Here is a 26873-nt window from a genome sequence, read left to right on the forward strand (position 1 = left end):
TGACAGAATCCCTAGCACGAGGCAGGCTCCTTGTGTTCAACTTCCGACAGAGAGGACAGATATGTCTCTTCGCCTATTTACAAGCGCGGCAGCCTTGGCCCTGACAGCGGGTATGGCCCAAGCCGACTACACTCTTCACGTCATTCATATTAATGATTTGCACAGCCGTATTGAGCCTATCAGCAAATACGATGGCACCTGCGATGCCGAAAGCAATGCCGAGGGCAAATGCTTTGGCGGCGTTGCGCGTGTTTACACCAAAATCAACGAATTGCGCGAGCAACTGGCCGGCGAGAACGTAATCGTTCTGGATGCGGGCGACCAGTATCAGGGCTCTTTGATGTACACCACGTACAAGGGTGACGTCGAAATCGAGATGATGAACAAGATCGGTTTTGATGCCATGGCCGTGGGCAACCACGAGTTTGATGATGGTGACGAAGGTCTTGCCAAGCTGCTGGATGGCGCGTCTTTCCCGGTTCTGTCGGGCAACCTCGATGTGTCGTCGTCCAACATCCTTGGTGGCAAGCTGAAGGATACCGTGATCCTTGAGGTTGGTGGCGAGAAAATCGGCATCGTATCGGCACTGGCGACCGATACTGTCGAAACCTCGAGCCCCTCTGCTGCTGTGATCTTCTCGGACGAGATCGAGAACCTGCAACAAGACGTCGCAACACTGACGGATGCGGGTGTCAGCAAGATCATCGCGCTGAACCACGTGGGCGTCACTAAGGACATGGCGATTGCCGAGGCCGTTGATGGTCTGGACGCGGTTGTTGGCGGCCATTCCCACACCAAATTTTCCAACACCGAAGAAGGCGCAATGGCCTATCCGACAATGGTGGGCGACGTGCCTGTGGTGCAGGCCTATGCCTATTCCAAATACGTCGGTCACCTGACGCTGGTGTTTGATGATGCGGGCAATGTGACGTCTGCGACAGGCGACACAATCTTGCTGGATGCCTCCGTTGCAGAGGACGAGGCCATCAAAGCGCGTATCGCCGAACTGGCGGGTCCGATCGAGGAAATGAAAACCCGCGTTGTTGCTGACGCTGGTGACGTGATCGTGGGCGACCGCGATGTTTGCCGCGCTATGGAATGTTCCATGGGCAACCTTGTGGCGGATGCCATGCTGGACCGCGTGAAGGATCAGGGCGTTGAAATCGCGATCCAGAACGGTGGTGGTCTGCGCGCGTCGATTGATGCGGGTGAGGTGACCATGGGCGAGGTTCTGACGGTTCTGCCGTTCCAGAACACGCTGTCCACATTCCAGGTGACAGGTGAAACCATCGTCGCCGCGCTGGAAAACGGTGTGAGCCAGATGGAAGAGGGCGCCGGCCGTTTCCCGCAGGTTGCTGGCATGAGCTTTACCGTTGATCCATCGGCAGAAGCCGGTTCGCGGATTTCCGATGTGATGGTTGGCGGTGCGCCGATTGATCTGGGCAAGACCTATGGTGTTGTGTCGAACAACTATGTTCGCAATGGCGGTGACGGCTACAAGATGTTTGTAGACGCGATGAACGCCTACGACTTCGGCCCAGATCTGGCAGATGTGACCGCAGAATACATCGCGGCCAACGCGCCGTACACGCCCTACACAGACGGTCGTATCACAGTGAAATAATCTTCGGCTTTAATCGAAGGTTCAGGCGGCGCGAGGGACCCCTCGCGCCGTTTTTTATTGGGCGGTCGCGCTGGCGCGCGTCAGGTTTATCTCGTCCATCGCCTTCGGCGCTGGACTGCGGGCCGCGCTTGATGATGTGGCGTGGGGATTGCGCGTTGGGCGCGTGTGGGTAGGGTAGGGCGCATGTGTGGAAGATTTGCCGTTACCCTGCCGCAAGATGCCATGGCGCAGCTGTTCGAGGCGCGCCCTGCGAATGATTTGCCCGATGTTCCGAATTTCAACGTCTGCCCGACGAACGCGGTGCATGTGGTGCACAATCGGGGCGAGGGGCGCGATTTGGTGTCGATGCGCTGGGGGTTCATCCCGCATTGGTACAAATCGCTCACCGATGGCCCGTTGTTGATCAATGCGCGGTCCGAAACGATTGCCGAAAAGCCCGCGTTTCGGGCGGCCTGCCGTGAACGGCGTTGTTTGATACCGGCGACGGGATTTTACGAATGGACCAAAGATGATGAGGGCAAGCGGTTGCCTTGGTACATTTATCCCGCTGACGAACAGCCTTTGGTCTTTGCCGGTGTCTGGCAGGATTGGGAGCGTGACGGCGAGCGGCATCGCACATGTGCGATTGTGACCTGCAAGGCCAATCCGACAATGTCACAAATCCACGCGCGCATGCCGGTAGTCCTGACACCTGATCAGTGGGCTTTATGGCTGGGTGAAAATGGACATGGCGCAGCGCGTCTGATGACGGCTGCGCCAGATGATTTTCTTGAGTTCTACCGCGTTGACCCGGCCGTGAATTCGAACCGCGCAAAGGGGCCTGAGTTGATCACACCGATTGAGGTGTGATCGCAGCGACAGCAGATCGTCGATTACAGGCCGCCGTCCTCGGATACCGGAATGCCGTCACCCAAGCTGATGATCGGTGCGGGCACGTCGATTGCGAATTCGCCGGATGCAAACAGGGGCGAGGGGACTTCAACAAAAGAATCGGTCGTTTCATTGATGTAAAGCGCGTCATCAATGGCCGCTTGGTTGGCCAGAATTGCCTCGTCTGTGTACTGCGCACGCGCGAAGAAATCCTCGAAAGATGCCGTCATGCCGCTGGTGATCACCAGTGTATAGCTGCTGAACGGTTCCATCTGGCCGGTGGACCAGGATTCGTCTGATGCACCAATAATGGCAACGCTTTCGCCAAGGTTATGGAAGTTGATGATGTCGCCCGGCTGCACGTAAGTGATGGTCGGGAAAAAACCCTGACCCATCAGGGCCACTTCATAGGTTTCGGCCGCCGCTTGTTGCGTGAACAAGAGACCAAGGGCCAGAGCGTAACCGCCAGTTTTCCGCAGCATGCAGATTTCCTCTTTAATTACCGGCCCCCACCGATATTCAGAGACTGTCTTAAGTTTTAAATCTGTCAAAAGTTTGACACTTCTGACGAAAGTTTTTTACGCGCATTGGTGGTCTTGACCCCCTTTGCCGCCTAGACTAATCACATCCCGAGCGCGGGTATGGTGTAATGGTAGCGCCCTAGCCTTCCAAGCTAGTCGTGCGGGTTCGATTCCCGCTACCCGCTCCAAAACTTCCCCAACACAGTGCAACCTTTGGCCACATCGGCCCTTGGATCGCTTGACCCTTCGCCTTCGCACCGTCAAAAAGCGTTCTAGACTGTAGGAGGTGTTATGGCCCGTAGGACAGGACCCGCATCGGGCCAGGAAGAACGAGATAAGTCACGCAATATCGGCGCGATGCGTCGTTTGTGGCCGTTCATGCGCCCGTACAAGACTTTGCTGGTATTTGCGCTTCTGGCTTTGGTGCTGACGGCTTCGGTATCGCTTGTGCTGCCGATGGCGGTGCGCCGCGTGGTCGATAATTTTGAAATCGGTAGTGGCGCGTTGTTGAACCAGTATTTCGCTGCAGCGCTTGGCATCACGGGCCTTTTGGCCGTGGGCACGGCGCTGCGCTATGCTTTGGTGACGCGTCTGGGTGAACGGGTTGTGACCGATATCCGGAAAGAGGTGTTTGCCCGCGTTATCGGCCTGTCGCCTGCTTTCTACGAAAAGATCATGACCGGCGAGGTTCTAAGCCGGATCACCACTGACACCACCTTGATTCTAAGCGTGATCGGGTCATCGATTTCCATCGCGCTGCGCAATGCGTTGATTTTCGTCGGTGGTTTGGCGCTGATGCTGTTCACGTCGTGGAAGCTGACATTGATGGTGCTGCTGATCGTGCCTGCCGTGATCGTGCCGATCATGACGCTGGGCCGCAAATTGCGAAAGCTGTCGCGCGAAAATCAGGATTGGATCGCGGATTCCTCGGGCAATGCATCCGAGGCGCTGGGATCAGTTCAGACGGTTCAGGCTTTTACGCACGAAGCGCGTACTGTCGCCGCCTTCAATGAAGTGACCGAGAAAAGCTTTGACGCGGCCCGCCGTCGTATCTGGACACGAGCGTTGATGACCGCGATTGTGATTTTCCTGATCTTCAGCGGTGTTGTGGGTGTTCTCTGGATTGGCGCGTGGGACGTGCGGGCAGGGGACATGAGCATCGGTGCGCTTGTCCAGTTTGTGATCTATTCGGTCATGGTGGCAGGTTCGGTCGCGGCGCTGTCCGAAATCTTTGGTGAATTGCAACGCGCAGCTGGTGCGACCGAACGGTTGGTCGAGCTGCTGGAAACCACCGACAGCGTGAAGGACACCACCACGCCCCTGCCGCTTAGCACGCCGGTTAAGGGCGAAATCGTGTTTGACGATGTCCTGTTCCATTATCCGGCGCGCCCTGATGTGGCCGCTTTGGACCACGTGTCTTTGACTATTGCGCCGGGGGAAACCGTGGCTCTGGTCGGGCCGTCTGGCGCTGGCAAGACCACCATCATCCAGATGATCCAGCGCTTTTATGATCCCGAAAGCGGATCGGTGCGTCTGGATGGGCAGGCTCTGACCGATCTGGCGCGGACCGAGTTCCGTAAATACCTGTCGCTGGTGCCGCAGGATCCGGTGATCTTTGCGACGTCGGCGCGTGAAAACATCCGTTTCGGTCGCCCCGATGCGACTGATGCCGAGATTGAAGAAGCTGCACGCACAGCGGCAGCACATGACTTTATCGCGGCCTTGCCCGATGGCTACGATAGCTATCTTGGTGAACGCGGTGTGATGCTGTCCGGTGGTCAGAAACAGCGGATCGCCATTGCCCGCGCCATCCTGCGCGACGCGCCAGTCCTGCTGCTGGACGAGGCGACATCGGCGCTGGATGCCGAAAGCGAACGTCTGGTGCAACGCGCTGTGGACAAGCTGGCTAAGGGCCGCACTACGGTTATTGTCGCACACCGCCTTGCGACCGTGAAAAAGGCCGACCGGATTGTGGTGATGGATCAAGGGCGCATCGTTGCCACTGGCACGCATGACGAACTGGTGGCGGAAGGCGGGCTTTATTCCCGACTGGCGCGTTTGCAGTTCACGGACGGAATTGCTGCGGAATAGCAAGAAATTGCACGCTTTTTTGCAGTCGCAGAAAGGCGTGCATGTCTGACGCGACGCGAAACGTAACGTCAGAGAAAGCTTCCGTCGCGTCCGTTTGACTTGTACGAAAGTCTAATCCCTTACACACTGTCCCGGAAGATTTTGGGAGGAGCTTCGATGAGTTTTGCTTCGATGGACGATCGCAATGCGATTGAACAGCAGATGCCTTGGGCCGATCGCGATGTGCCTGCAACCTTGTATGGTCTGCTGTCGCGCACCGCGGGCCAACACCCTGACCGGCCTGCTGTCAGCTATCAGATTTTCTCGGGGCCGGACGACAAAGCGGAAACCCTGACATGGGCCGAACTGCGTGCCAAAGTTGCGCAAACGGCGAACCTGTTCCGGTCTTTGGGGATCGGTGAAAAGGATGTCGTCGCCTATGTTCTGCCCAACTGTAACGAAACAACGCTGACGCTGTTGGGCGGTGCGGTTGCGGGCATCGTGAACCCGATCAACCCGCTTCTGGAACCCGAACAGATCGCGTCGATCCTGCGCGAAACCAAAGCCAAGGTCGTCGTCACGCTGAAGCCGTTCCCGAAAACGGATGTGGCGCAAAAAGTGGCCGAAGCTGTGCGCCACGCACCCGGTGTAAAAACCGTGGTCGAGGTAGACCTGAACCGCTACCTGACGCCGCCCAAGTCCTGGATTGTTCCGATGATCCGCCCCAAGGCGCCCAAGGTGACGGCGGATGTGATCAACTTCAACAAGGCTATCAAGAAGCAGAACACAGAACTGGATTTTGCCGATAGCGAAGGCGACCGTATTGCAGCCTACTTCCACACAGGCGGCACGACCGGCATGCCGAAAGTGGCGCAGCACAAATATTCCGGCATGATCTATAACGGTTGGCTGGGCGATACGCTGCTGTTCACAGAAGAAGACAACATCATCTGTCCGCTGCCGCTGTTCCACGTCTTTGCTTGCCACGTGATCCTGATGGCGGCTGTGTCGTCGGGCGCGCATGTGGTTTTCCCGACGCCGCAGGGCTATCGCGGCGAGGGCGTGTTCGACAACTTCTGGAAGCTGTGCGAACGCTGGAAGATCAGCTTTATTATCACCGTTCCGACAGCAGTGTCGGCGCTTATGCAGCGTCCGGTGGATGCGGATATCTCGTCGGTGAAAACGTCGTTCTCGGGGTCGGCCCCGATGCCGATGGAACTGTTCCGCCGTTTCCAAGAGGCCGCAGGCGTCACCATCGTCGAAGGTTACGGCCTGACCGAGGCAACCTGCCTTGTGTCAGTAAACCCCGCCGAGGGCGTGCAGAAGGTCGGCTCGGTCGGTATTCCGTTCCCTTACACGGATGTGCGCATCATCAAACACAACGGCAATGGCCCAGAAGAATGCGGCCCTGACGAAGTGGGTGAAATCTGTGTTCTCAGCCCGGGCGTTTTCTCGGGTCACACCTACACGGAAGAAGACAAGAACGTAGACCTGTTCTATCAGGGCACGCACCTGCGCACGGGCGATCTGGGTCGCATTGATGGGGATGGCTATCTGTGGATCACAGGCCGTGCCAAAGACCTGATCATCCGCGGCGGTCACAACATCGACCCCGCCGAGATCGAAGAGGCCCTGCTGGGTCACGATGCTGTGGCCTTTGCCGGTGCAATCGGTCAGCCCGATGCCCATTCGGGCGAGCTGCCTTGCGCCTTTGTCGAACTGGTTGAAGGCAAATCCGTGACGGAAGATGAATTGCTGGAATACTGCCGCGTGCACGTTCACGAACGCGCGGCACATCCTAAGCATATGACCATTCTGCCCGAGTTGCCGAAAACAGCTGTCGGTAAGGTCTTTAAACCCGATCTGCGTAAAATGGCGATCACACGGGTTTACAACGGCGCGCTGGAAAAGGGCGATGTGGCGGCGCGTGTCGTGTCTGTCATTGATGACAAGAAGCGCGGTCTTGTGGCCCAGGTCGATCTGAAAGGCGCGTCCGAGGCGGACGTGGGCACAATTCTTGGCGATTACACAAGACCATGGGAGCCCGTTTAAGGGCTTCCTCAGTTAAACAAACAATTCTACCAGCAGATCGATCATCTGTTTGGTCTCGGGACGGGCAAGACTATAGCGCATGGACTTGCCCTCTCGGCTTGCTTGGACCAAGCCTTCTTCCCGCAAACGCGACAGCATCTGGCTGACCGTTGATTGGCGCATATCCAGAAGTTGTTCCAGTTCGGAAACGGTTCGCGGCTTTTCAGCAAGGTGACACAGGATCGACAAACGCCCTTCATGGGCGAGTGTTTTTAGGTAAAGCGTAACGGTAGGAACTCGTTCAACGAGTTCCGAAGACTGGTTATTGTACATAGACATAGGTCCGAAATTGCAAAAATGATTAGGCATCTGCATAGTTGCATCACGGATAAAGTATCTGTCCGGCCCCCGAACAGTTAGGGGGAAACTTCGTTAAAAATCTACAAAACCAGAACGTTGCGGATTGCTGACCCCTCCAGCGTGTTGGCAATGGCTTCGTTGATTTGCTCTAAGTCCCACGTTTTAGTAACTAAATCGTCCAGATTCAGGCGGCCTTGTTCGTACAAATCAATCATCCAGGGGATGTCGCGGGATATCACAACGTCGCCCATTTTTGATCCAATCATGCCTTGACCGGTGTATGCCGCGCGCAAGGGTTCGTAACTTGCGGTTGAACCAGCGTGCGGCATCCCGACCATCACAAGCCGTCCGCCCCAGCCCAGATAACGGGGCGCGCTGTCGTAGGCGGGGATCGCGCCGACCGTTACAACGCAAAGGTCAGCGCCCTTGCGAAGGATGCGCTGGACCTGTTTCCACGGGGCTTTGTCTGTGGCCAGAACGCCATCGGTCGCGCCAAAGGATTTGGCCTGTTCCAGACGGTCTTCGGTCATATCCACCGCGATGATGCGACGCGCACCTGCGATGCGTGCGCCTTGGATCGCATTCAGGCCAACGCCGCCCGCACCGATCACGACCACATCTTCGCCCGCGCGCAGTTTGCCCGCGTTAACCACTGCTCCGATGCCGGTGATCACGCCACAGCCCAAAAGGGCCGCAACCTCGGGGCGGATGTCGTTCGTGAAGGGCACGACCTGACTTTGATCGACAATAACCTGTTCGGCAAAGGCGCCGCAGTCCATTTCCGCCACGACGTTGGTGCCGTCATCCATGGTCAGGGGCGAAGGCCCGCGTTTGGTCGTCTGGCAGATGGTCGGGCGGCCCGTCGTGCAGGTGGGGCAGGTGCCGCAGCTGCGGATCAGCGTGACGACAACCTTATCACCGACCTTGGCTGTGGTGACGCCATCGCCCACGGCAACAACCTCGCCTGCCGCCTCGTGGCCAAAGACCGCGGGCAGTTCGCCGCCAAAGGACCCTTCGGCATAGTGGATATCGGAATGGCAGATCGCCACGGCGGAAATTTTGACCGAAACCTCACCCGCCAGCGGATCGCGCAGGTTCAGGGTTTCGATGGTCATAGGCTGGCCGTGTTGACGGCAGACCGCGGCTTTAATGACTGTCATACAATATCCTCCTGCGGGCAGAGTGGCGGCGCATCAGGGAAGGTTCAAGCCTTTAAATGATCGTTTGTTCACGACGTTGCGGCCAAAAGAGAACCGCAAAGGCTGCAAGCAGTATGACAATGGATGCGATGAATGGCGCACCGGGGAAATAGAGTGCGGCACCTTCATGGGTGAAGCCGAAGAAGATCGTTGTCATCAGGGGTGGTGAGGCAATGGCGGCCAAGGCTGCCGCCGACAGGAACACGCCCTGAAGCGCGCCTTGTTCGTTGTCGCCAACGCGCTGGCTGAGCATGCCTTGGATCGCGGGTGAAGTGACGGCACCCATTGCGGCCAAGGGCGTCAGGATCAGTGCGATATGGCCCGAGGTGACAAAGGAAATCGCCAGAAATGCGATCATGTTAAAGGTCAGCCCGTAGATGACGGTGCCACGTTCCCCGAGGTATTTCAGGATGTACCGGATCAGCACGGCCTGAACGATGGCAACGGACAGGCCGAATATGGTCAGGGATAGGCCGATCAGCCCGGCATCCCAGCCAAAGCGTTCTGTGCCGAAATAGCTCCAGATCGACGGATAGACGTGAAAGGCTGTTTGCAGCAGGAAAAACACCGCAATCCCGCGCGCGACGCCGTCCATCCGGTTCAGCGCCTTGAATGCGCCAAGCGGGTTCAGGCGGGATCGTTCGATGGGGCGGCGGATCGCGTCTGTCACGGTTTCCGGCAGAACGAAATAGCCCAGCACCATATTCATGCCTGCGAGCACAGCGGCGGCGATAAAGGGGGCGCGTGTCCCGAAGCCGCCCAGAAACCCGCCGAGCAGGGGCCCCAGAACAAAGCCCAAGCCAATGGCAGCCCCCACAAGGCCAAAGTTCTGCGCCTTTTTCTTGGGATCGGATAAGTCGGCGATTGCGGCAGAGGCTGCGGTCTGTGTGGCGGCCGTGATGCCCGCGACGATGCGGCCAATCAGCAGCAACCAGATGCTGCCTGCAAGCGCCATAATGACGTAGTCGATGGCCATTACACCAAGGGCTGTCAGCAAAATGGGGCGACGTCCGAACCTGTCGGACAGCGATCCCAGCATCGGGCCGAACAGAAACTGCATCAGGGCAAAGACGGTTGATAACAACCCACCCCAAAGCGCGGCTTGGGCCAATGTGCCGCCCGTCACCTCTTCGATCAGTTCCGGCATCACCGGAAGGATCAATCCGATCCCCATCGAGTCGATCATCACAGTGAGCAACAAGAAGAGGATCGGCAATCGCATCAGGTCAAATCGCCTTTACGGCGGCGATAAAGGCGCGCGCCTCGGACGGGGCTTCACCCATCTGTTGGGTCGGATCGAACAGCCCCGCGTTCAGGTCGGGCCATTTGGCCAGTGCTGCATCGCGCAGGTGCGTGCCGTTGGCGATGACCTCTTTGCACAGGTCCTTGACCTGCGCCTGCGCGTCGGGGCGCGACATGCGGTCGGTCAGGGCAAACGACAGTGCCTCGGCCGCGAGCAACCCTTGGGCGCTGTCCAGCGTGGCCATCATCGCGTCGCCATCCGGTGTGACCGATTGGGTCAGCCGTTCTGCGTGATCCAGCGCGGCGGACAGGGCAAGGCACAGTTGCGGCACAACCATCCATTCGGTGAACCACGCAGACCCGTCGCGCTGTTGGCGCGGGGTGCCTGCGGCGTGAAGCGTGCCGTTCAGCCCTTGGATATGGCGGTTCAGTGCCACGAGGGCCGAGGGCCCAACAGGGTTCTGTTTCTGCGGCATGGTCGACGATCCGCCAGCACCGGACAGGCGCACTTCGCCCACGCCGGATTGCGTGGCGGCAATCAGGTCTTCGCCCATTTTGCCCAAACCATCGCCGACCCGCGCGATCCAGCCGCCCAGTTGCAGCATGATCGACCGGTCCGCGTGCCAGCTGCGTTTCGGATCGGCCAGTCCCAACGCCTCGGCCAACGCCGCGCGCAGGGCGGGGGCGTCAGAGCCAAGTTCGGACGCGGTGCCGGCAGCGCCGGACAAAGAGACGGGCAAAGCATCGGACAGTCGTTGCAGATCGTCCAAAGCAGACAACAGCGGCCAGCCCCACGCGGCCACAACCGCGCCAAAGGACGTGGGCGTTGCGAACTGGCCGTAGGTGCGTGCGGCCATGGGCTGTGCGACGTGTGCTTCGGCCAATACAGATAGGCCCGACAGAATGGCGCGGATGCGGGCGTCATATTGCGCCAGCACCTTTTTGATCCGTAGCATGAGGCCCGTGTCCATGATGTCCTGCGATGTGGCACCCCAGTGCAGGTATTGCGCGTGCTCAGGCGCTTGCATCAATTCGCGGAACGCCCCGACCAGCGCGGGTACGCAAACGCCGTTGGTGCCTGTCGCCTTGGCCAGACCCGATGGATCAATCTGCAATTCCATCGACGCGCGGTGGATGGCCTGCGCGCTGATTTCGGGGATCACGCCGGCCTGTCCCTGCACCTTGGCCAAAGCGCCTTCGACCAGCATCATGGCGCGGACTTCGGCGGTGTCGGTGAACAGCTTGCCCACATCGCCCGTTGGAAACAGTTTTGCATACATACCGCTGTCGAAAACGGAACCGGCCATACCTTAGCTTTCTGAGATTTTGTGAACCAGCTGCGCAAGCGCGGCAGGTTGCGAGAAGAAGGGGGAATGCGAAGTGTCCATGCGGAACACATCCTGCGGCACGAAATCTTCGGCCATGGTTTCCTGAAACTCGGACGGGATCGCGCTGTCCTGTTCGCAGACGATATAGCTTCGCGGGACCGACTTATAGTTCTCGCCCAAGGTCACCTTGGTCGCCTGCGGCAGGATCGCCTGAGGACAGATGTTGTTCAGCGCGAACTCGAACGCCTCGTCAGGAATGTCGTGGTAGAACACTTCGCGCGCATGTTCGGGCTTGATCGAAAACGTCACGCCGTCCTCGGCCTTTTCGATGGCCTTCATGATCGGCTGACGGGGCGCGCGCAGGCGCATTTCGACCAGCGAATGATCATCCCACGGCACATAAGCGCACAGATAGATCAGGCGGCTGATGTTGGTCGGGTCCAGATCGGCGGCGCGGCTGATCGGATAGCCGCCCATGGAATGGCCCATCACAATCGTCGGGCCGTCCAGCGCATCCAGAATGGTCTGCGCGTACATATCCAGCGTGACATCGCCCACAGGTGTTTTGTCATCGCCGTGGGATGGCAGATCGATGGCGCGGGCGTTGTGGCCGCGCGCCTGTAGTTCGGGGATCAGATCACGCCAGCACCATGCGCCGTGGCACGACCCGTGGACCAGTAGGATATCAGCCATGCCCCTGCGCCTTCAGGAAATCGGTCAGGATCTGCGCGTATTCCTCGGGCTTTTCAACGCAAGGAAGGTGACCTGCACCGCGGATCAGTTTGAAATCCGAACCCGGAATCAGATCGATGGTTTCACGCACCAGATCAGGCGGGGTCGAGCCATCCTCAGAGCCCGCGATGCCCAAAGCGGGCAGGCGCAGGCCGGATGTGGGGGTGATGAAATCCGTGCCAGCGATTGCCGAACAGCAGCCCATGTATCCGGTTTTGGTCTGACGGATCAGCATGTTGTGCCATGCCCAGAAGGCAGGCGTGTCGCGGAAGGATTTCGAAAACCACCGTTCAAGGATCGGATCGGCCAGCGCCTCGATCCCGCCTGCGTCCACGGCGGCAATACGGTCTGCCCACATCTCGCGCGTGCCGATTTTTGCGCCGGTGTTGGACAGAACCATCGCGCGGACAAGGTCCATACGCTTGGCGGCCAAGCCTTGTGCGATCATCCCGCCGATAGAGAGGCCGACAAAGACGCAGTCCTTAACGCCCAGAAAATCCAGCAGCTTTTCAACGTCAGACACCAGCGCGCCCATGCTGTAGGGGCCTTCAGGGCAGTCCGACAGACCGTGGCCGCGTTTGTCGTAACGGATATAGCAGTACTCTTGCGGCAGAATGGGCATGACCTGATCCCACAGGCGCAGGTCTGTTCCCAAAGAGTTGGCAAATACAACCGGTGCCCCATCGGGGTTGCCGTCGATGCGATAATGCAAACGGGGGCCGTCAATCTCTGCGATCCGCACGGGCGTCTCCTTATATTCCTGATGGGACCTGATTAAAGGCTCACCACCGGAAAGGGAATAACCAAGCAACGGTTTCGCGACTGCCAGAGGGCTGCTTGGAATGCAGCCATTGAAGGCGTTCAGCGGCGTTTCAGAATGTAGCTGTCCATGATCCAGCCGTGCTGTTCCCGTGCGGCTGCGCGGGTTTCCACGATTTGGCTTGCGACGTCTGCCAAGGGGCCTTCGATCAGGATCTGTTGGTCAGATCCAAGATAAGCCCCCCACCAGATGTGCCAGCCGTCTGCATCAAGGTTCTGGAACGAACACAGCCCGTCCAGCATGACGACAGTGGTTTCGGCATTGTGCGGAAGTCCTTCGGCACGCAGGCGACGACCGGTGGTGATCATGACCGATCCGTCGACGGTGTTCAGGGGAATGGCGTGCGCAGCGGTCAGGGCCTGAATTGCGGTGATCCCGGGGATCACGCGGACCTGCGGGGCAGGGGAAAGTCGTTCGGCAATACGAAGCGTGCTGTCGTAAAGCGACGGATCGCCCCAAACCAGCAGGGCCACCGGACCCGTGATGTCGACACCGGCGATTGCGACCTGCCAGCGGCGGGCGATTTCGTCGTGCCACTGTTTGACCCGCTCCTGATAGGGCAGGTCGGGATCGCGGACAGGGTATTCGAAATGAACGATGCGGGCCTGTGATCCGGTTTCTTCGATGATGCGGTGGCGGATTTCGGCAAGGTCGTCTTTCTGGTCGCCCTTGCGCGGCACCAAAATCACTGCGGCCTGCTGAAGGGCCTTCACCCCCTCAAGCGTGATGTGAGAGAGGCTGCCCGTGCCGATACCAACAAGCCAGAGAGTGTCCATGAAACCGGTCTCTTGAATGAAACGGGCCGGATGATGTCATCCGGCCAGTGTGGTGTTTCAGGTGTTCGGGTCTGTCAGCCGTGCCACCAAGGCACCCAACAAAGCCCAACTAAAGAAGGCAACGCCAATGACGCGGGTCGCAAAGGTTGCCGACAGTTCCGGCGGCGCAACGCCATAGAACTCGTCCAGAACCGGCGCACCGATGACGTGGGGCAGCGCAATCAGCACAAAGCCCACGGCGATCGTCAGCACAGAGGGGCGCAAGAACATCAGCCCGAGGCCGATTGCCGTCGCGGCCATTGTGCCGAACCACCAATATTGGCGCATATTGATATCTTCAGCGATTGTGCCCGGAAGATTGGGCGCAAGACCCATCGACGGTGCCATCTGGACCACAGCAAACCCTGCCAGCCCCCACAGCACACCCTGCATCGCTGTCACATCGTGACCGCGAGCCCGGACGAACTGGAAGATCGCAGCCAGGATCAGGCCGTAACCTGCATAGATCAGTCCCGCAAAAAGCATGGTCAGCAGGTTTCGGTTGAAATCCGAGCCTTCGCCAGCGTCACCGTGGCTATGGGAATGGCCGTCGGCCGCGTCACCATGATCGTGCGCTTCTACCTGACCAAAATGGATCAGGTCGCGAGATTCATAGAGCTCGGCCTGAAGAATGATATCCTGAAGGAACCCAAAATGCAGAGCGCCCGCGACAATACCCGTAGCACAGCCGCCGATTAGGGCGCCTGTTAGCGTTTTGATATTCATGGGATGTCAGCTGTGCGTCAGTGGCAGGGGAAGCCGGTGCCGTGACGGATGTCGTGTGCCGCGTCGTGCAGCGTAGCGGACTGCGCGTGACCAGCAAGGAACACGATACCCATACCCAGGAACGCTGTCAGGACGATGCCCATCAGGCCGGATTGAGCGGTTGCAGTGCTGCGAGTTGCGATGGTCTGCGACATATTTCTTTACTCCTGGACCGTCACACCCGACGGCTGTTTGGGTTTCATTTGGCGTGGCCGGTCTCCTGACTCTCGGGTCGTCGCGGGCCTTTCCCCTTCCCACCAAGCACCAAGGCTTCGGCAGTGGGTCTTTGAAAGGTCGCTCGCCGCATACAGTCGCGGGGGCGGTCTGGGTTTACTGGTTGATTATCCCTGTTCCCGAATTAAGCTCCTTCCCTTCAGGGTTGGAACACCACGCGTCTTTATCCCGCCGAGGGTGCTACCCAGTCAATAGCGAAACCGAATTTATAGCGCGTCAAAGCGACATAGGTCGCATCGGTCACACCACCTAGCCCGGAATTCTGGCGATCGCTTTGAACCGCAGGTCGCCCAGAACGCGGGCGTCTTCGAAATCGCCTGTGTCCGAGTCGCGATAGTGACGCAGAAACCTATCGATCAGCTCTGCATCCGCGTCGGTCAAGTCACCGAAAAGATAGGCGGTTTTTCCCGCGCTTCTGACGGCTACAGTTGACGGTCGGGTGCACCCAGACATGCAGTCGCGCTTAGCGACCACAACGTCCTTGTGATCAGCGGCCAACCTTTCACGCAACGTGTCGGCAAATCCTGCAAGCCCCATGGGACATGAGGTGCAGACCGTGACAGTGATGGCCGCATGTTTGCTCATGTGGCAAGCGGCCCGTACAGGATCAGCGCAGGCTGATCGCCGATTTCGCGTTCCAACTGGTCGGACAGGGATCGAATCGTGTGGCGCTCGATATTTTGCTCCGGTGTGCTGACCGCCTCGGCCAAAAGGGCGGGGGTATCCTCGGGCAGGCCCGCATCGCACAGCATCGCGGCCAGTTTCGGGAAGGTCCGTTTGCCCATGAACACAACGGTCGAAGCCGCCGGATCGGCCAGTGCGGCAAGGTTCATGTTTTCGGGCAACTGACCGGTCACATCATGACCGGTGATAAACTGCACGCGGCGTGCCGTCAGTCGGCGGGTCAGCGGAATGCCCGCCGCCGCAGCGGCCGCAATGGCGGACGGGATGCCGGGGATGATCTCATACGGAATGCCGGCTTCACGCAGCGCGGTGATTTCTTCTTCCAGTCGGCCGAAAATACCGCTGTCACCGGATTTCAGTCGCACAACGTGTTGGTCTTGTAGCGCGTAATCCACCAGCAAACGGCTGACGTGGTCCTGTTTGGGCGATGGCCGACCGGCCCGTTTTCCCACGGCAACCAGATCGGCCCCGCTGCGCACGTAGCTTAGGATCGGGCCTGACGACAGGTCATCAAACAGCACCGCATCGGCGCGCTTGAGACGGTCCACGGCCTTGAGTGTCAGAAGCTCGGGATCGCCCGGACCGGAACTCACAAAGCTGACGAGGCGTGTCATGCGGTTTCCTCTTGCGTGATCAGGTGAAAGAACGTGCCCGAGGCATGGCCCCGATGCGATCCGGTTTCGGGGACAAGGTTGCCGTCCGCGTCGCGCACCTCGGCCAGTGGCGCGTCGGGTTGTTCCAGAATGGTCGAGTAGTGGAATTCATGGCCGCGCAGGGCGGTGTCCACCGCAAAGCCGGGTAGCGGCGCCTGAAGCACGGCGCGGCGATAACCCAGATGAAATTTGCGCTTTTCATAGCTGGTCACCAGCCCGAGCAGCCCGAGCATCTGGTGACGCGAGCCGGTTTTGTCGATCAACGCCTCGCCCAAGGCCATGTAACCACCGCATTCCCCGTGAACGGGACGCGTTTCTGCGTGACGGCGCACGCCCGCGCGGAAGGTTTCGGCGGCGGCCAATTGACCGGCGTGCAGTTCAGGGTAGCCGCCGGGCAGCCACACAATATCGGCGTCCGCCGCAGGGGCCTCATTCGCTAGGGGCGAGAAGGGCAGGATTTCAGCGCCTGCATCGTGCCAGCCTTCCAGCAGATGCGGATAGGTGAACGAAAACGCCGCATCACGCGCAATGGCGATGCGCTGTGCCGGAGGTTTCGGCAAAGCAGAGGGCGTCTTGGGCAGGGCATGGCCCGCCGCCGCAGCGCGCAAGGCGTCCAGATCAACATGGTCGCGCAGGAATGTCGCGTAGTCGGCGATGGCTTCATCCAGATCAGGATGTTCGACCGCTTGGATCAGGCCCAGATGCCGTTCCGGCAGGGTCAAGTCACCACGACGGGGCAAGACGCCCAGAACCGGCAAACCCGCGCGTTCCATCCCCAAACGTGTCAGCCGTTCATGTCGGGGCGACGCGACGCGATTCAGGATCACACCGGCAAAGGGTAGATCGGGCAGATAGGTGCGGAAACCCAGCGCTGTCGCCGCAGCAGACTGCGCCTGCCCACCAACGTCCAGCACCAGAACCACGGGCCAGCCCATGGCCTGTGCGGTTTCGGCGCTGCTGCCGAAGCCCTGCTGGCCGCGTGTCGCAACGCCGTCGAACAGGCCCATCGACCCTTCGGCCACACAGATATCAGCGCCCTTCGCACGGGCCGAGATGGCTTGCCACAGCTTCGGCCCCATGGCCCAGCCGTCCAGATTGAAACTGGGTCGTCCGCAAGCGGCCTGATGAAAAGCCGGATCGATATAATCGGGGCCTGACTTGAATGGCTGCACGGCAAGTCCATCATCCGCCAATGCGCGGAGCAGGCCCAGCATGACCGTGGTTTTACCAGTGCCCGACGACGGTGCAGAGATCAGCAGACCTTTCATGATGTGCCCTGACCTTCGGTATCATCGGACCAACTGGCCCACGGGCTGTCGGCGCTTTGCGGGCGGTAACGGCGGTCGTAATCCACCGCATAAAGGCAGCTTTCGTCAAAACCTTCGCCCTTCAGCGCGGGGCCGACAAGGATCAGGGCTGTGCGTTGGATGTTGTCACCCAGTTTGTCCTGAATGTCGGCCAGTGTGCCGCGCAGGATGGTCTCGTCCGGCCAGCTTGCGCGATAAACCACGGCGACAGGGCAATCCGCGCCATAGGCGGGTGTGAGGTCATCGACGACTTTGGCAAGGTTCTGGATCGACAGGTGAATGGCCAGCGTCGCGCCGGTTGCGGCAAAATTGGTCAGCGTTTCGCCTTCAGGCATCGACGATGCGCGACCGGGCGTGCGGGTCAGCACCACGGATTGCGCCAGACCCGGCAGGGTCAGTTCTGCGCCCAAGGCAGCAGCGGCGGCAGCAAAGGCCGGCACACCGGGGGTGACGGAGACGGGAATGCCCTCGGCCCGCAGGCGGCGCAACTGTTCGCCCATGGCGGACCAGACCGACAGATCACCGGAATGCAGCCGCGCCACGTCTTGCCCCGCATCATGTGCACGGCGGATTTCGGCTACGATCTGATCCAGATCCATCGACGCCGTGTTCACGATACGGGCGTTGGGTGGGCAATGTTCCAGAATGGCCTGCGGCACCAGCGATCCGGCGTAGAGGCAGACCGGACAACTGGCGATGATATCGCGGCCGCGCAGGGTCAGAAGGTCGGGCGCGCCGGGACCGGCGCCGATGAAATGTACGGTCATGATGTGGCTCCTTGGGCCAGCGCGCAGGTCGAAAGACGGTCCTGCGCATGCAATCGCGGGGTCAGAAGGCGTGCACCGGGGCCTGCGGCGGCAAGGGCGGATGCCTCGGCCACAGACCCCGTTGCGCGTTCTTGGATCGCGCGGGCGGATTGGGTGATGGTTTTCTGCTGTGTCAGTGCCTCTGCCGTCACGGGAACGACGGGCAGGGCAAGGGTTGTTGCCAGTTCTTGTAACGTGCCTGCCTTATCATCGGCTGTGGCCAAGGCGTCGGGCGACACGCCTGTGGCTTCGCAGGCCTGTTTCAGCGCGTCGCGCAAACTGTCCTGTCCGGCACGTGTCGAGAATCCGAAACCCGCAACGATCATAGCTGAACGCTCCATTGCGTGATCGGGTAAGATGCGCGCCACCCGCGTTTCGGGCCGATGGGCACGGCATTGGCAATCTCGATGCGCATCAGGCTACCGCCAAGGCGTGCATGCGTCTGCGTCAGCAGCGCTTCGCTTTCCAGCGTGACGGCGTTGGCAACGATACGCGTGCCTTTGGGCAGGGTTTCCAAAAAGGTGATCAGCTCTTGCGACAGGCCGCCGCCCACGAAAACGACGTCTGGTGGTGTTAAGTCGCGCAGCGCATCGGGTGCTTTGCCCTCGACCACGGTCAAACGGCCAACGCCCAGACGGTCCGCGTTGTCGCGGATGCGCACGGCGCGGTCGGCACGGGGTTCGATTGCAGTCGCATTCAGGGTCGGGTCTGTCAAAAGCCATTCTATCCCAATCGAGCCAGAGCCGCCGCCGATGTCCCAGAGATGTTCGAACGGTCGCGGGGCCAGTGCCGACAGGGTCAGCGCGCGGATCGGTTGCTTGGTGATCTGGCCATCGCTGTCAAACCAGTCATCCGCCCGACCAGAGGCAAGCGGCATCACCGCGCCGTCGCCCTTGATCTCAAGCGCGATGCAAACGGGATGTGCGAAACTGCCATTGCCCAGATCACGCGCCACAGCTTCGGTGGTCTGTTCACGCGGGCCATTCAGGGCCTCCAGCACCGTGCAGGGGGTGTCCCCAAATCCGGCATCTGTCAGATAGGTACCAAGCGCCGCCACCGCATCACCATCGCGCAAGGTGGCGATGATCCGGCGACCAGTTGTCAGATGGGGACGCAGGGCCGTCAGCGGGGTGGCATGCAGCCCAAGGCAAAGCGTTTTTTCCAGCGGCCAGCCAAGCCGCGCCGCCGCCAGTGAAAACACCGATTGCCCCGAAAAGGCCCGCCATTCGCTGCGGTCCAACTGTTTGGCCAGCACCGAACCCGCACCGAACCAGAACGGATCACCTGAGGCCAGAACCACGGTAGGTTTGCCGCGGCGTTTCATCAACAGATCAACGCCATCGGAATAGGGCACCGGCCATTCGATCCGCTCGGTTCCCACGTCGGGCAGCAGCGACAGATGACGCGCGGCGCCCATGATGCATTCTGCGCTTTCCAGCACGTCGCGGCTTGCCTTGCACAGGCCGTCCGGTCCATCTTCGCCCAAACCGATTACGGTCAACCACGGAGTATCAGCCATCGACCCGAACCTCCTGATCCTTGGCGGCACCACCGAGGGCCGCAGCCTGTGCACCGTTCTGGCAGACGCCGGCGTGCGCGGCACTGTTTCCATGGCCGGACGCGTTGCGCGGCCCGCACCGCAGGGCATGCCGCTGCGCGTCGGTGGCTTTGGCGGGGCCGAAGGGCTGGCCCGCTATCTGCGCGACAATGCGATCACCCATGTGATTGATGCAACGCATCCCTTTGCCGCGCAAATGAGCTGCAACGCTATCGCGGCCTGCGCAGAAACGGGCGTTCCGCTTTTGGCCTACACCCGTGCGCCGTGGCAGCCCGAGGACGGCGATCAATGGACCCACGTCGCGGACATTGCCGGAGCGGTCGACGCGCTGAAAGGTCCGCGAAAACGTGTGTTGCTGGCTGTCGGGCGTATGCATCTGTCCGACTTTACCGTGAACCCGCAGCATGCCTACGTCTTGCGTCTGGTTGACCCGCCCAGCGAAGCTTTGGGCTTTCCTGAAGCGACGGTCATCGTGGATCGCGGGCCCTTTACGCTCGAAGGCGACAGGGCGCTGATGGAAGAACACGGGATCGATCTTGTCGTGTCCAAAAATGCCGGTGGCAAAGGTGCCGAGGCCAAGATCATTGCCGCACGTCAACTGGGCGTTCCGGTCATTATGATCGACCGACCCGCAATCCCGCCGCGCACCGAAGCGCATAGCATTGATGACGTGAAGCGCTGGCTGGGTCATGCTTTGACGGACCTTGGCGTGTAGACAATCGGCGCGCCGTCGCGTTCGATGATGCGCGTCGTGGATGAACCGACCAGAACCATAGTTCGCATATCCGCCATTTCCGGCGTGCATTCGGTCAAGGGAACCACACTCAGCTGTTCGTCGGGCGTGGACACCGCGCGCGCGAATATAACGGGCCGCGCGTCTCCGCAGGCGTCCTGAAGGATACGCAGCGTTTTCTCGAACCCTTCGGGGCGGGATTTCGACCGCGGATTATAGAACGCCATGGCGAAATCCGCCTCTGCCGCAAGACGCAGACGTTTTTCGATCAGCGCCCATGGCTTAAGGTTGTCGCTGAGGTTGATGGCGCAGAAATCATGGCCCAAAGGCGCGCCCGCGCGGGCGGCGGCGGCCAGCATCGCGGTAATACCTGGCAGTACCTGAATATCCAGATTGCGCCATTCCTCGGGGCCAGCCTCGACCGCCTCGAACACGGCGGATGCCATGGCAAAAACACCCGGATCACCGGACGACACAACAACCACGTTCCGGCCTTCGCTGGCCATCTCAAGCGCATGACGCGACCGGTCGATTTCCACACGGTTGTCCGAGGGATGCAGCGTCAAACCTGGGCGTTCCGCAACCCGAGCCACGTAAGGAATATAGCCCACCACGTCGGTGGCCTTCGCCAAAGCGGCGCTGACTTCGGGGGTCACCAAGGTTTCCGAACCGGGGCCAAGGCCCGCGATCACCACAGAGCCGGTCATGGGCGTCTCCCGTTGCCGTGAACCACGATGATCGAGAAGTAGGGCGTGACCTTTTCCCCCGCATCGGCAAGCTTTTGAACCGTCTGATCGGCCATGGCCGCGTATTCCACCAGCCAAGCGGCGTCAAAGCGACCGGAGCGGCGCAGGGCGTTGCGGATTTTGTCGATGTTGCGCCCGATCTTCATGATCACCAGCGCATCGGCCTTTTCCATATGCTCGACCAAGGCATCTTCGGGCAGAGTGCCCATCAGAACGCTCAGCACATCGTCGCCCCACGTGATGGGCACGCCGGTGGCTGTCCAAGCGGCGCTCATCCCTGTGATGGCGGGCACGACCTGAACGGGGCAGTCGTCTTTCAGGCGCGTGTAAAGATGCATGAACGAGCCGTAGAAGAACGGATCACCTTCGCTGACGATGACCACCTCGTGCCCTGCGTTCGACAAGTCCCGCAGGTGTGCGGCGCTTTCTTCGTAAAAGGCCGACAGCATTTCGTTATAGCGCGGGTCTGTCAGCGGGATTTCCGTGGTGACCGGATATTCCATGGGAATTTCCGTCACATCCGCGTGAAGCATATCGCCGATGATACGACGCGCCTGACCGGTGCGGCCCGCTTTGCGGAAATGCGCCACATGGGTCGCATTGCGCAGCAGGCGGTCTGCCTTGACCGACATCAGTTCGGGATCGCCGGGGCCAAGTCCTACACCCCAGATCATCCCCTGCTTTGTCTCGGGCGCGCTCATTCCTTGCGGCTCGCAATGGCGTTGATCGCGGCAACGGTGATCGCGGAGCCACCCAGACGTCCTTCGACGATCAGGCTGGGCACCGGTTGATCGGTCCAAAGCGCATCCTTGCTTTCCCGCGCACCGACAAAACCCACAGGGCAGCCGATGATCGCAGCAGGGCGCGGACAATCGGGATCTTCCAGCATGTTCAACAGGTGGAACAGTGCGGTGGGCGCGTTGCCGATGGCCACCAGCGCGCCTTCCAGATGCGGACGCCACAGTTCAAGCGCGGCGGCTGAACGTGTGTTCCCCATCTCGCGCGCCATTTCGGGAACTTTCGGATCGCGCAGGGTGCAGATGACGGCGTTATCTGCGGGCAGACGAGGACGCGTGACGCCTTCAGACACCATATAGGCATCACACAGGATCGGCGCACCGTTTTCCAATGCAGCGCGGGCGGCCTTGGCGAAACCGGGGGACATATGCACATGCTCTTCCAGCCCGACCATGCCTGCCGCGTGGATCATTCGTACCGCGATGGGTTCCTCATCGGCGTCGAAACGCGCCAGATTGGCCTCGGCCCGGATCGTGGCAAAGCTTTCGGCATAGATCGCAGCGCCGTCTTTTTCGTAGGTGTAAGGCATTCAAAGGTCTTTCAGGCTTATGGTATCGGGGGCGAGACCGGTTTGGCTTGGGATGTCCCATGGTGCGCCGTTTTTCACAAGGTCAAAGGCGCCATCGCGCCCGACCAGCGTGACCGCGCAGGCGCGCGGCAGGGCGCAGCCCTTGGAACATCCAGAGACATGCAGGACATGATCGGTTTGCGCAGCCAGCCACGTGGCCAGACTACGGGTTTCTACGGTGGCCTGCGGGCAAAAGGGCGCACCGGGGCAGGCGTGGGCTTTCAGGATCGGGTCGCCGCCTTCGAAGACGAAATGCTGTGACGGGGCGGGGGCTCTGCCACCGCGCAGCCAGAACATGCGGCCAAGCATCAGGCGCATCTGTTCCGCGCCGGTATCGTTCAAAAGGTCGCGCAACGCGGTTGTGTCGATCTTGCCGAAAGCGGCCCCTAGGACGGTGCCGTTCGGTGCTGCGCCAGGGCTGACGTCGGTCGCAGCGCTACGGGGCGGCGTGGTTTGCCACTCTGCGGGCAGGGATACGGTTTTCAGATGGCGCGCCATGCGACCAGCGTCGCGTCCGCCCGTGCTGACGAACCATTCGGCCATGTCTTTCAGCGCGTCGATGGCGGCGGCCTCGGTCACGGGACGACCCGCGTCGCAGCCGTCAGCGCGCAGGATCAGACCGCCATCATCGGAAATTTCAAACCGGAAATCGGCAGACCCGTCGCGCAGGTATCCCCCACGACAGGTGTCCAGCGCAAAGCCCATTTTTTCGGGCATGTCAGGCAGGCTGGGCAGGGCGGAAAGCAGTGCGTCATAAAGCCGGTCGGTCAGATCGCCAGTGGCCCAGTTCGGGTCCAAAAGGATATTTCGGTGGCCTTCCACGGCGGGGTCTTGGTCGATCAGGCCCAGTGCCTCCAGTTCGGCCAGAAGGGCGGGATGATCGGCTTCGGCGACGCCACGGATTTGCAGGTTCGCGCGTGACGTCAGATCCAGCGTACCATTACCAAAACGTTCGGCCAGATCGCAGAGCCCGCGTGCCTGATCTGCCGACAGTTCGGCGCGAAAGGGGCGAACACGTACCACCAGCCCGTCGCCGGACAACATCGGGCGATGGGCGCCGGGGCACCAGCCCTTGACCGATGGCGATGTCGCAGGCGCGTTCATATCACGGTCCCCGTTTCAATGCCCGCAAGGATCGAGTTGCGCCGCGTCTGCCACAGACCGGAGTCGTGCAATCTGCGGAAGGTATCGAGCATGGCTTGATAGGCTTCGGGGTTGGCCTCTTGCAGGAAAGCGGCGGTTTCGGCGTCGCCCAGCGTGGCCTCGTGGAAGGCATCGAACAGATGCGGGCCGACCGTATCGGCAAGATGCGCAAAGCTTGCCATATGGCCCAGCGTCGCGGCGATTTCGGCAGCGCCCCGGAACCCGTGGGCGCGCATACCCGCGATCCAGCGCGGGTTGGTGGCGCGGGCCTGCACAACGCGGGCGATTTCTTCGGGCAGAAGTCGGGCACGGGGGGCGTCGGGATTGGTGGCGTCCAGATGATACAGGGTCGCCTGACCGCCGGTGATGGCCTGCGCTGCGGCAAAGCCCGCCTCATGCGCGGCATAGTCCGAGGCCAGAAGTAGATCGGTTTCCGGCAGGTCCTGAAGGTGGACGAAACTGTCGGCCTGTCCGACACGGGCGCGCAGGCCTTGCATGTCGCGGGTCGCATGATCACCGTCCAGCGCCCAAGACGAGGCATCCAGCCACGCTTGTCCGGCCTGTTCGCGGGCCTCGGGTGTGAAATTGTCCAAGGCCGCGCCCATACCCAAACCGAAGCTGCCCGGCGCGGGCCCGTAGACCCGTGCGACTGGCGTCTGGCCCGCATAGGGGTTCCAGTCAGGTGCCTCATCGCGATCTGCCAGTGCCCGTGTCGCCTGTGCAAACAGGGCCGACAGCGTCGGGAAGACATCGCGGAACAGGCCCGAGACGCGCAAAGTCACGTCGATGCGGGGGCGGTCAAGCTCGGCTATGGGCAGCACTTCGATGCCAGACACGCGCTCTGATCCTTTGTCCCAGATCGGGCGCACGCCCAACAGGTGCAGCGCCATGGCGAATTCCTCGCCTGCGGTGCGCATCGTGGCGGACCCCCAAAGATCGACAATCAGACCCTGCGGCCAGTTGCCTTCTTCCTGCAGGTGACGACGCACCAGTTCTTCGGCCAATTTGACGCCCTGCGCATAGGCCGCCCGCGTCGGGACAGATCGTGGATCGGTGGTAAACAGGTTCCGCCCTGTGGGCAGCACGTCCTGACGGCCGCGATAGGGCGACCCCGATGGGCCAGCCGCAATCCGTTGTCCGTCAAGCGCGGCCAGAAGCGCGGCTTTCTCAGAATGCGCAGATGCGGTCGCGTCAAAGCTGCCCTGTGTTTCGGGCGTGCGGCCCCAGATGTGCAGGCCCTCGCCGAACTGGCTTTCTTTGATGTCGCAAACAAAGCGGTCGATGCGCGTGATCGCCTCGGCGGTGCAGGCGGCGCGATCCAGACCTAGGTCATCTTCCACGCCCAGTGCCTGAGCCTCGGCGCGGATGTCGGCCTGTAGGCGGTCGCGGCGTTTAGGGTCCAAGCCATCGGCGTTGGAAAATTCGTCCAGAAGCGCCTCTAGCCGCGCCAGCCGGTCAGGCGTTTCGCTTTGGCGCAGGGGCGGGGGCACATGGCCCAGCGTGACAGCCCCGATGCGGCGCTTGGCTTGTGCGGCTTCGCCGGGGTCATTGACGATGAACGGATAGATGACCGGCAACGCGCCAATCAGTGCCTCGGGCCAGCAGGTGTTGGACAAGGCCACGGATTTGCCGGGAAGCCATTCCAGCGTGCCATGGGCACCGATATGGACCAGCGCATCGGCAGTGGTCTGAAGCCAGAGGTAAAAGGCGACATAGGCATGGCGGGGCGAGCGGGACAGGTCGTGATATTCGTCATCACGCAGTTTCGGATTGCCTCGTTCGGGCTGCAACAGAACAAGCCCGCGACCGGTTTTTACTGCAGCGAAATGGAAAGCGCCGTCATAAACTGCATCGTCGTCTTCCGGATCGCCCCAAACCTTGGCCAATTCGTCGCGCAAGGTTTCTGGCAGTGTGCTTAGCATCTGGCGGTAGTCAGTCAGCGGCAGGGAAAACTCCCGCGCCAGCAGCCTGTTTTCCAGATCAGGCACCGTGCCCACGTCATATCCGGCCTCGGAGAGGTCAGACAGGATCGCGCGGGCCGAAGCCGTGGCATCCAGCCCTACGGCATGCCCCATGTTCCAGTCCTTGCCGGGATACGTCGACAAAACAAGCGCCACGCGCCGTTCCGCCACGGGTTTGGCGGCCAGATCAAGCCAGCCGCGCACCCGTTTGACCACGGCGCCGATACAGTCGGCATCGGCGCTATGGGCATAGCGGGCAAATTGCAGATCGGGGTCGCGGACACCGGGTTCTTTAAAGGAAACAACCCCGCCCATCAGGCGTCCGTCGACCTCGGGCAGGACCACATGCATGGCCAGATCGGCCGGGGACAATCCGCGCTCTGCCTCGGCCCATGCGTCGCGGGTCGAGGTGGACAGGGCCACTTGGAACACCGGCACATTGCCTGCGTCCAGTGGCGATGCCTCGCCCGCGCCTTTGCCGCTGAAGGCGGTCGCATTGACGATGACGTTTGGCGCATAGGCGCGTACCTGTCGTTCCAGCCAGCCGCGCGCATCGGGGGCCTTAAGCGAGGGCACAAACAGCGCGCGGACGTGATAGCCCTGCGCGCGGAACGCGTCGTACATGGCGGTGATCGGCGCAAGATCGGCGGCAACCAGATAAGAGCGGTAGAAAACGATCAGGACACGGGCCGCGTCCGATGTCGGCATGTCGCCAAGCGGGCATGCTGGGCCGTCTTGCGGGCTCCATGCCCCGACAGTTGAGATCGTTTTGGCCCCGCGCACGGGCGCTGCATATAGCCCCGCTGCCAATGCCATCTGTGCCAAAGCGGCTTGCGCCGCCACTGCACCGCCCGAGTCGCAAAGATGCGCCAGACGTCTGAGCGTGGATACCGGCAGGGTCGAGACCGCATCCAGCCGCGTGTCGGGTCGCCCGTCTGCGGGCAGAACGGCCACGGCGATGCCCTTGCTTTGGGCCAGCGCCATCACCTGTTGCACGCCATATTCCCAATAGGGCACGCCACCGATCAGGCGGATCAGAATGCCCTTGGCGCCCGACAGCGTGTTGTCGATGTAGGTATCAACTGACAACGGATGCCGTAGAGCCGACAGGTTGGCCAACCGCAGGCTGGGCAACCGCCCCTCGGGTCCGCCGCCGCGCCGCCAGCCTTCCGCAAATGCGCCAAGGTCACTGTCAGAAAAAGACAATACCACCAGGTCCGCCGGATCCTGACCCAGATCCGTCGGGGTGTCTGTCTCTTCTAGACCGTGGCTTTCGCGAAAGACGACGTGCATTGCGGCGTTGTC

At 60.8% G+C, this 26873-nt stretch carries 26 protein-coding genes, 1 tRNA gene and 1 riboswitch; of the genes, 6 read left to right on the plus strand and 21 right to left on the minus strand.

What is annotated here, in order from left to right:
- Positions 1-61 precede the first annotated feature (61 nt).
- A complete protein-coding gene (locus C4S59_RS13640) occupies positions 62-1624 on the plus strand; it encodes a bifunctional metallophosphatase/5'-nucleotidase (RefSeq protein ID WP_103911081.1) in 1563 nt (520 codons plus the stop codon).
- Positions 1625-1807: 183 nt separating this feature from the next.
- A complete protein-coding gene (locus tag C4S59_RS13645; protein ID WP_103911082.1) occupies positions 1808-2473 on the plus strand; it encodes an SOS response-associated peptidase in 666 nt (221 codons plus the stop codon).
- 23 nt (positions 2474-2496) lie between these two features.
- Here the strand turns inward: C4S59_RS13645 and C4S59_RS13650 are convergent, their stop codons facing one another.
- Positions 2497-2976, minus strand: a complete 480-nt coding sequence (locus C4S59_RS13650) for a hypothetical protein (RefSeq protein ID WP_103911083.1) — start codon at positions 2974-2976, stop codon at positions 2497-2499.
- Positions 2977-3129: 153 nt separating this feature from the next.
- Between C4S59_RS13650 and C4S59_RS13655 the strand changes: the two genes are divergently transcribed.
- The 3 genes from C4S59_RS13655 to C4S59_RS13665 all read left to right on the plus strand — a co-directional run bounded on the left by C4S59_RS13655 (position 3130) and on the right by C4S59_RS13665 (position 7137).
- Positions 3130-3203: transfer RNA gene (locus C4S59_RS13655), tRNA-Gly, on the plus strand.
- Between the two features lie 103 nt (positions 3204-3306).
- Positions 3307-5106, plus strand: coding sequence for an ABC transporter transmembrane domain-containing protein (locus C4S59_RS13660; protein WP_103911084.1), 1800 nt, complete (start codon positions 3307-3309; stop codon positions 5104-5106).
- 156 nt (positions 5107-5262) lie between these two features.
- Positions 5263-7137: an acyl-CoA synthetase gene (locus C4S59_RS13665; protein ID WP_103911085.1), complete on the plus strand. Its 1875-nt coding sequence runs from the start codon at positions 5263-5265 to the stop codon at positions 7135-7137.
- A gap of 12 nt (positions 7138-7149) precedes the next feature.
- Here the strand turns inward: C4S59_RS13665 and C4S59_RS13670 are convergent, their stop codons facing one another.
- The 15 genes from C4S59_RS13670 to cbiE all read right to left on the minus strand — a co-directional run bounded on the left by C4S59_RS13670 (position 7150) and on the right by cbiE (position 19580).
- Complete coding sequence (locus C4S59_RS13670; RefSeq protein ID WP_234994773.1) at positions 7150-7449, minus strand: ArsR/SmtB family transcription factor; 300 nt, start codon at positions 7447-7449, stop codon at positions 7150-7152.
- Positions 7450-7556: 107 nt separating this feature from the next.
- Positions 7557-8636 (minus strand): alcohol dehydrogenase catalytic domain-containing protein, encoded by a 1080-nt coding sequence (locus tag C4S59_RS13675; protein ID WP_103911087.1) that lies wholly within the window; start codon positions 8634-8636, stop codon positions 7557-7559.
- A gap of 52 nt (positions 8637-8688) precedes the next feature.
- On the minus strand, positions 8689-9897 hold the full coding sequence (locus C4S59_RS13680) for an MFS transporter (RefSeq protein ID WP_103911088.1): 1209 nt from the start codon (positions 9895-9897) through the stop codon (positions 8689-8691).
- A 4-nt stretch (positions 9898-9901) separates the two neighbouring features.
- Positions 9902-11224: a lyase family protein gene (locus C4S59_RS13685; RefSeq protein ID WP_103911089.1), complete on the minus strand. Its 1323-nt coding sequence runs from the start codon at positions 11222-11224 to the stop codon at positions 9902-9904.
- Positions 11225-11227: 3 nt separating this feature from the next.
- Positions 11228-11938, minus strand: coding sequence for an alpha/beta fold hydrolase (locus tag C4S59_RS13690; protein WP_103911090.1), 711 nt, complete (start codon positions 11936-11938; stop codon positions 11228-11230).
- A complete protein-coding gene (gene pcaD, locus C4S59_RS13695; protein WP_103911091.1) occupies positions 11931-12719 on the minus strand; it encodes a 3-oxoadipate enol-lactonase in 789 nt (262 codons plus the stop codon). The genes C4S59_RS13690 and pcaD overlap by 8 nt, the downstream gene beginning before the upstream one ends.
- Before the next feature lie 119 nt (positions 12720-12838).
- Positions 12839-13573 carry a precorrin-6A synthase (deacetylating) gene (cobF, locus tag C4S59_RS13700; RefSeq protein WP_103911092.1) on the minus strand — a complete coding sequence of 245 codons (735 nt, stop codon included), beginning with the start codon at positions 13571-13573 and terminating at the stop codon, positions 12839-12841.
- Positions 13574-13630: 57 nt separating this feature from the next.
- Entirely contained in the window at positions 13631-14338 is a 708-nt protein-coding gene (locus C4S59_RS13705) for a CbtA family protein (RefSeq protein WP_103911093.1), read from the minus strand.
- Between the two features lie 17 nt (positions 14339-14355).
- Positions 14356-14532, minus strand: coding sequence for a CbtB domain-containing protein (locus tag C4S59_RS13710; protein ID WP_103911094.1), 177 nt, complete (start codon positions 14530-14532; stop codon positions 14356-14358).
- Positions 14533-14570: 38 nt separating this feature from the next.
- Positions 14571-14784: riboswitch (cobalamin riboswitch) on the minus strand.
- 76 nt (positions 14785-14860) lie between these two features.
- Complete coding sequence (locus tag C4S59_RS13715; RefSeq protein WP_234994774.1) at positions 14861-15196, minus strand: DUF1636 family protein; 336 nt, start codon at positions 15194-15196, stop codon at positions 14861-14863.
- Positions 15193-15909 carry a uroporphyrinogen-III C-methyltransferase gene (gene cobA / locus C4S59_RS13720; protein WP_103911095.1) on the minus strand — a complete coding sequence of 239 codons (717 nt, stop codon included), beginning with the start codon at positions 15907-15909 and terminating at the stop codon, positions 15193-15195. Before cobA ends, C4S59_RS13715 begins: the two co-directional genes overlap by 4 nt.
- The gene (locus C4S59_RS13725; protein WP_103911096.1) at positions 15906-17216 is read right to left on the minus strand and encodes a cobyrinate a,c-diamide synthase; all 1311 of its coding nucleotides are present in this window, start codon (positions 17214-17216) and stop codon (positions 15906-15908) included. The genes cobA and C4S59_RS13725 overlap by 4 nt, the downstream gene beginning before the upstream one ends.
- Positions 17213-18022, minus strand: coding sequence for a precorrin-4 C(11)-methyltransferase (cobM, locus tag C4S59_RS13730; RefSeq protein WP_103911097.1), 810 nt, complete (start codon positions 18020-18022; stop codon positions 17213-17215). The genes C4S59_RS13725 and cobM overlap by 4 nt, the downstream gene beginning before the upstream one ends.
- The gene (locus C4S59_RS13735; protein ID WP_103911098.1) at positions 18019-18387 is read right to left on the minus strand and encodes a cobalamin biosynthesis protein; all 369 of its coding nucleotides are present in this window, start codon (positions 18385-18387) and stop codon (positions 18019-18021) included. Before C4S59_RS13735 ends, cobM begins: the two co-directional genes overlap by 4 nt.
- Positions 18384-19580, minus strand: a complete 1197-nt coding sequence (cbiE, locus tag C4S59_RS13740) for a precorrin-6y C5,15-methyltransferase (decarboxylating) subunit CbiE (RefSeq protein ID WP_103911099.1) — start codon at positions 19578-19580, stop codon at positions 18384-18386. The genes C4S59_RS13735 and cbiE overlap by 4 nt, the downstream gene beginning before the upstream one ends.
- Here cbiE and C4S59_RS13745 point away from each other — a divergent pair.
- Positions 19579-20334 carry a cobalt-precorrin-6A reductase gene (locus tag C4S59_RS13745; RefSeq protein WP_103911242.1) on the plus strand — a complete coding sequence of 252 codons (756 nt, stop codon included), beginning with the start codon at positions 19579-19581 and terminating at the stop codon, positions 20332-20334. The two genes, cbiE and C4S59_RS13745, sit on opposite strands and share 2 nt — an antisense overlap.
- On the opposite strand, the gene cobJ is transcribed toward C4S59_RS13745, so the two are convergent.
- From cobJ to cobN, 5 genes are read right to left on the minus strand one after another with little or no spacing between them, the layout of a single operon-like run.
- Entirely contained in the window at positions 20307-21059 is a 753-nt protein-coding gene (cobJ, locus tag C4S59_RS13750) for a precorrin-3B C(17)-methyltransferase (RefSeq protein ID WP_103911100.1), read from the minus strand. The genes C4S59_RS13745 and cobJ overlap by 28 nt on opposite strands.
- The gene (locus C4S59_RS13755) at positions 21056-21799 is read right to left on the minus strand and encodes a precorrin-2 C(20)-methyltransferase (protein WP_103911101.1); all 744 of its coding nucleotides are present in this window, start codon (positions 21797-21799) and stop codon (positions 21056-21058) included. Before C4S59_RS13755 ends, cobJ begins: the two co-directional genes overlap by 4 nt.
- Positions 21796-22425 carry a precorrin-8X methylmutase gene (locus C4S59_RS13760; RefSeq protein WP_103911102.1) on the minus strand — a complete coding sequence of 210 codons (630 nt, stop codon included), beginning with the start codon at positions 22423-22425 and terminating at the stop codon, positions 21796-21798. The genes C4S59_RS13755 and C4S59_RS13760 overlap by 4 nt, the downstream gene beginning before the upstream one ends.
- Positions 22426-23568 (minus strand): cobalamin biosynthesis protein CobG, encoded by a 1143-nt coding sequence (locus tag C4S59_RS13765; protein WP_234994775.1) that lies wholly within the window; start codon positions 23566-23568, stop codon positions 22426-22428. It lies immediately after the preceding gene.
- Positions 23565-26861: a cobaltochelatase subunit CobN gene (gene cobN / locus C4S59_RS13770; RefSeq protein ID WP_103911103.1), complete on the minus strand. Its 3297-nt coding sequence runs from the start codon at positions 26859-26861 to the stop codon at positions 23565-23567. The genes C4S59_RS13765 and cobN overlap by 4 nt, the downstream gene beginning before the upstream one ends.
- Positions 26862-26873: the final 12 nt, after the last annotated feature.

Source organism: Thalassococcus halodurans, assembly GCF_900108225.1.
Lineage (GTDB): Bacteria > Pseudomonadota > Alphaproteobacteria > Rhodobacterales > Rhodobacteraceae > Thalassococcus > Thalassococcus halodurans.

Coding starts and splice junctions, on each gene's coding strand:
- C4S59_RS13640 (WP_103911081.1), top strand. CDS start 62: ATGTCTCTTCGCCTATTTACAAGCGCGGCAGCCTTGGCCCTGACAGCG.
- C4S59_RS13645 (WP_103911082.1), top strand. CDS start 1,808: ATGTGTGGAAGATTTGCCGTTACCCTGCCGCAAGATGCCATGGCGCAG.
- C4S59_RS13650 (WP_103911083.1), bottom strand. CDS start 2,976: ATGCTGCGGAAAACTGGCGGTTACGCTCTGGCCCTTGGTCTCTTGTTC.
- C4S59_RS13660 (WP_103911084.1), top strand. CDS start 3,307: ATGGCCCGTAGGACAGGACCCGCATCGGGCCAGGAAGAACGAGATAAG.
- C4S59_RS13665 (WP_103911085.1), top strand. CDS start 5,263: ATGAGTTTTGCTTCGATGGACGATCGCAATGCGATTGAACAGCAGATG.
- C4S59_RS13670 (WP_234994773.1), bottom strand. CDS start 7,449: ATGTACAATAACCAGTCTTCGGAACTCGTTGAACGAGTTCCTACCGTT.
- C4S59_RS13675 (WP_103911087.1), bottom strand. CDS start 8,636: ATGACAGTCATTAAAGCCGCGGTCTGCCGTCAACACGGCCAGCCTATG.
- C4S59_RS13680 (WP_103911088.1), bottom strand. CDS start 9,897: ATGCGATTGCCGATCCTCTTCTTGTTGCTCACTGTGATGATCGACTCG.
- C4S59_RS13685 (WP_103911089.1), bottom strand. CDS start 11,224: ATGGCCGGTTCCGTTTTCGACAGCGGTATGTATGCAAAACTGTTTCCA.
- C4S59_RS13690 (WP_103911090.1), bottom strand. CDS start 11,938: ATGGCTGATATCCTACTGGTCCACGGGTCGTGCCACGGCGCATGGTGC.
- cobF (WP_103911092.1), bottom strand. CDS start 13,573: ATGGACACTCTCTGGCTTGTTGGTATCGGCACGGGCAGCCTCTCTCAC.
- C4S59_RS13705 (WP_103911093.1), bottom strand. CDS start 14,338: ATGAATATCAAAACGCTAACAGGCGCCCTAATCGGCGGCTGTGCTACG.
- C4S59_RS13710 (WP_103911094.1), bottom strand. CDS start 14,532: ATGTCGCAGACCATCGCAACTCGCAGCACTGCAACCGCTCAATCCGGC.
- C4S59_RS13715 (WP_234994774.1), bottom strand. CDS start 15,196: ATGAGCAAACATGCGGCCATCACTGTCACGGTCTGCACCTCATGTCCC.
- cobA (WP_103911095.1), bottom strand. CDS start 15,909: ATGACACGCCTCGTCAGCTTTGTGAGTTCCGGTCCGGGCGATCCCGAG.
- C4S59_RS13725 (WP_103911096.1), bottom strand. CDS start 17,216: ATGAAAGGTCTGCTGATCTCTGCACCGTCGTCGGGCACTGGTAAAACC.
- cobM (WP_103911097.1), bottom strand. CDS start 18,022: ATGACCGTACATTTCATCGGCGCCGGTCCCGGCGCGCCCGACCTTCTG.
- C4S59_RS13735 (WP_103911098.1), bottom strand. CDS start 18,387: ATGATCGTTGCGGGTTTCGGATTCTCGACACGTGCCGGACAGGACAGT.
- cbiE (WP_103911099.1), bottom strand. CDS start 19,580: ATGGCTGATACTCCGTGGTTGACCGTAATCGGTTTGGGCGAAGATGGA.
- cobJ (WP_103911100.1), bottom strand. CDS start 21,059: ATGACCGGCTCTGTGGTGATCGCGGGCCTTGGCCCCGGTTCGGAAACC.
- C4S59_RS13755 (WP_103911101.1), bottom strand. CDS start 21,799: ATGAGCGCGCCCGAGACAAAGCAGGGGATGATCTGGGGTGTAGGACTT.
- C4S59_RS13760 (WP_103911102.1), bottom strand. CDS start 22,425: ATGCCTTACACCTACGAAAAAGACGGCGCTGCGATCTATGCCGAAAGC.
- C4S59_RS13765 (WP_234994775.1), bottom strand. CDS start 23,568: ATGAACGCGCCTGCGACATCGCCATCGGTCAAGGGCTGGTGCCCCGGC.
- cobN (WP_103911103.1), bottom strand. CDS start 26,861: ATGCACGTCGTCTTTCGCGAAAGCCACGGTCTAGAAGAGACAGACACC.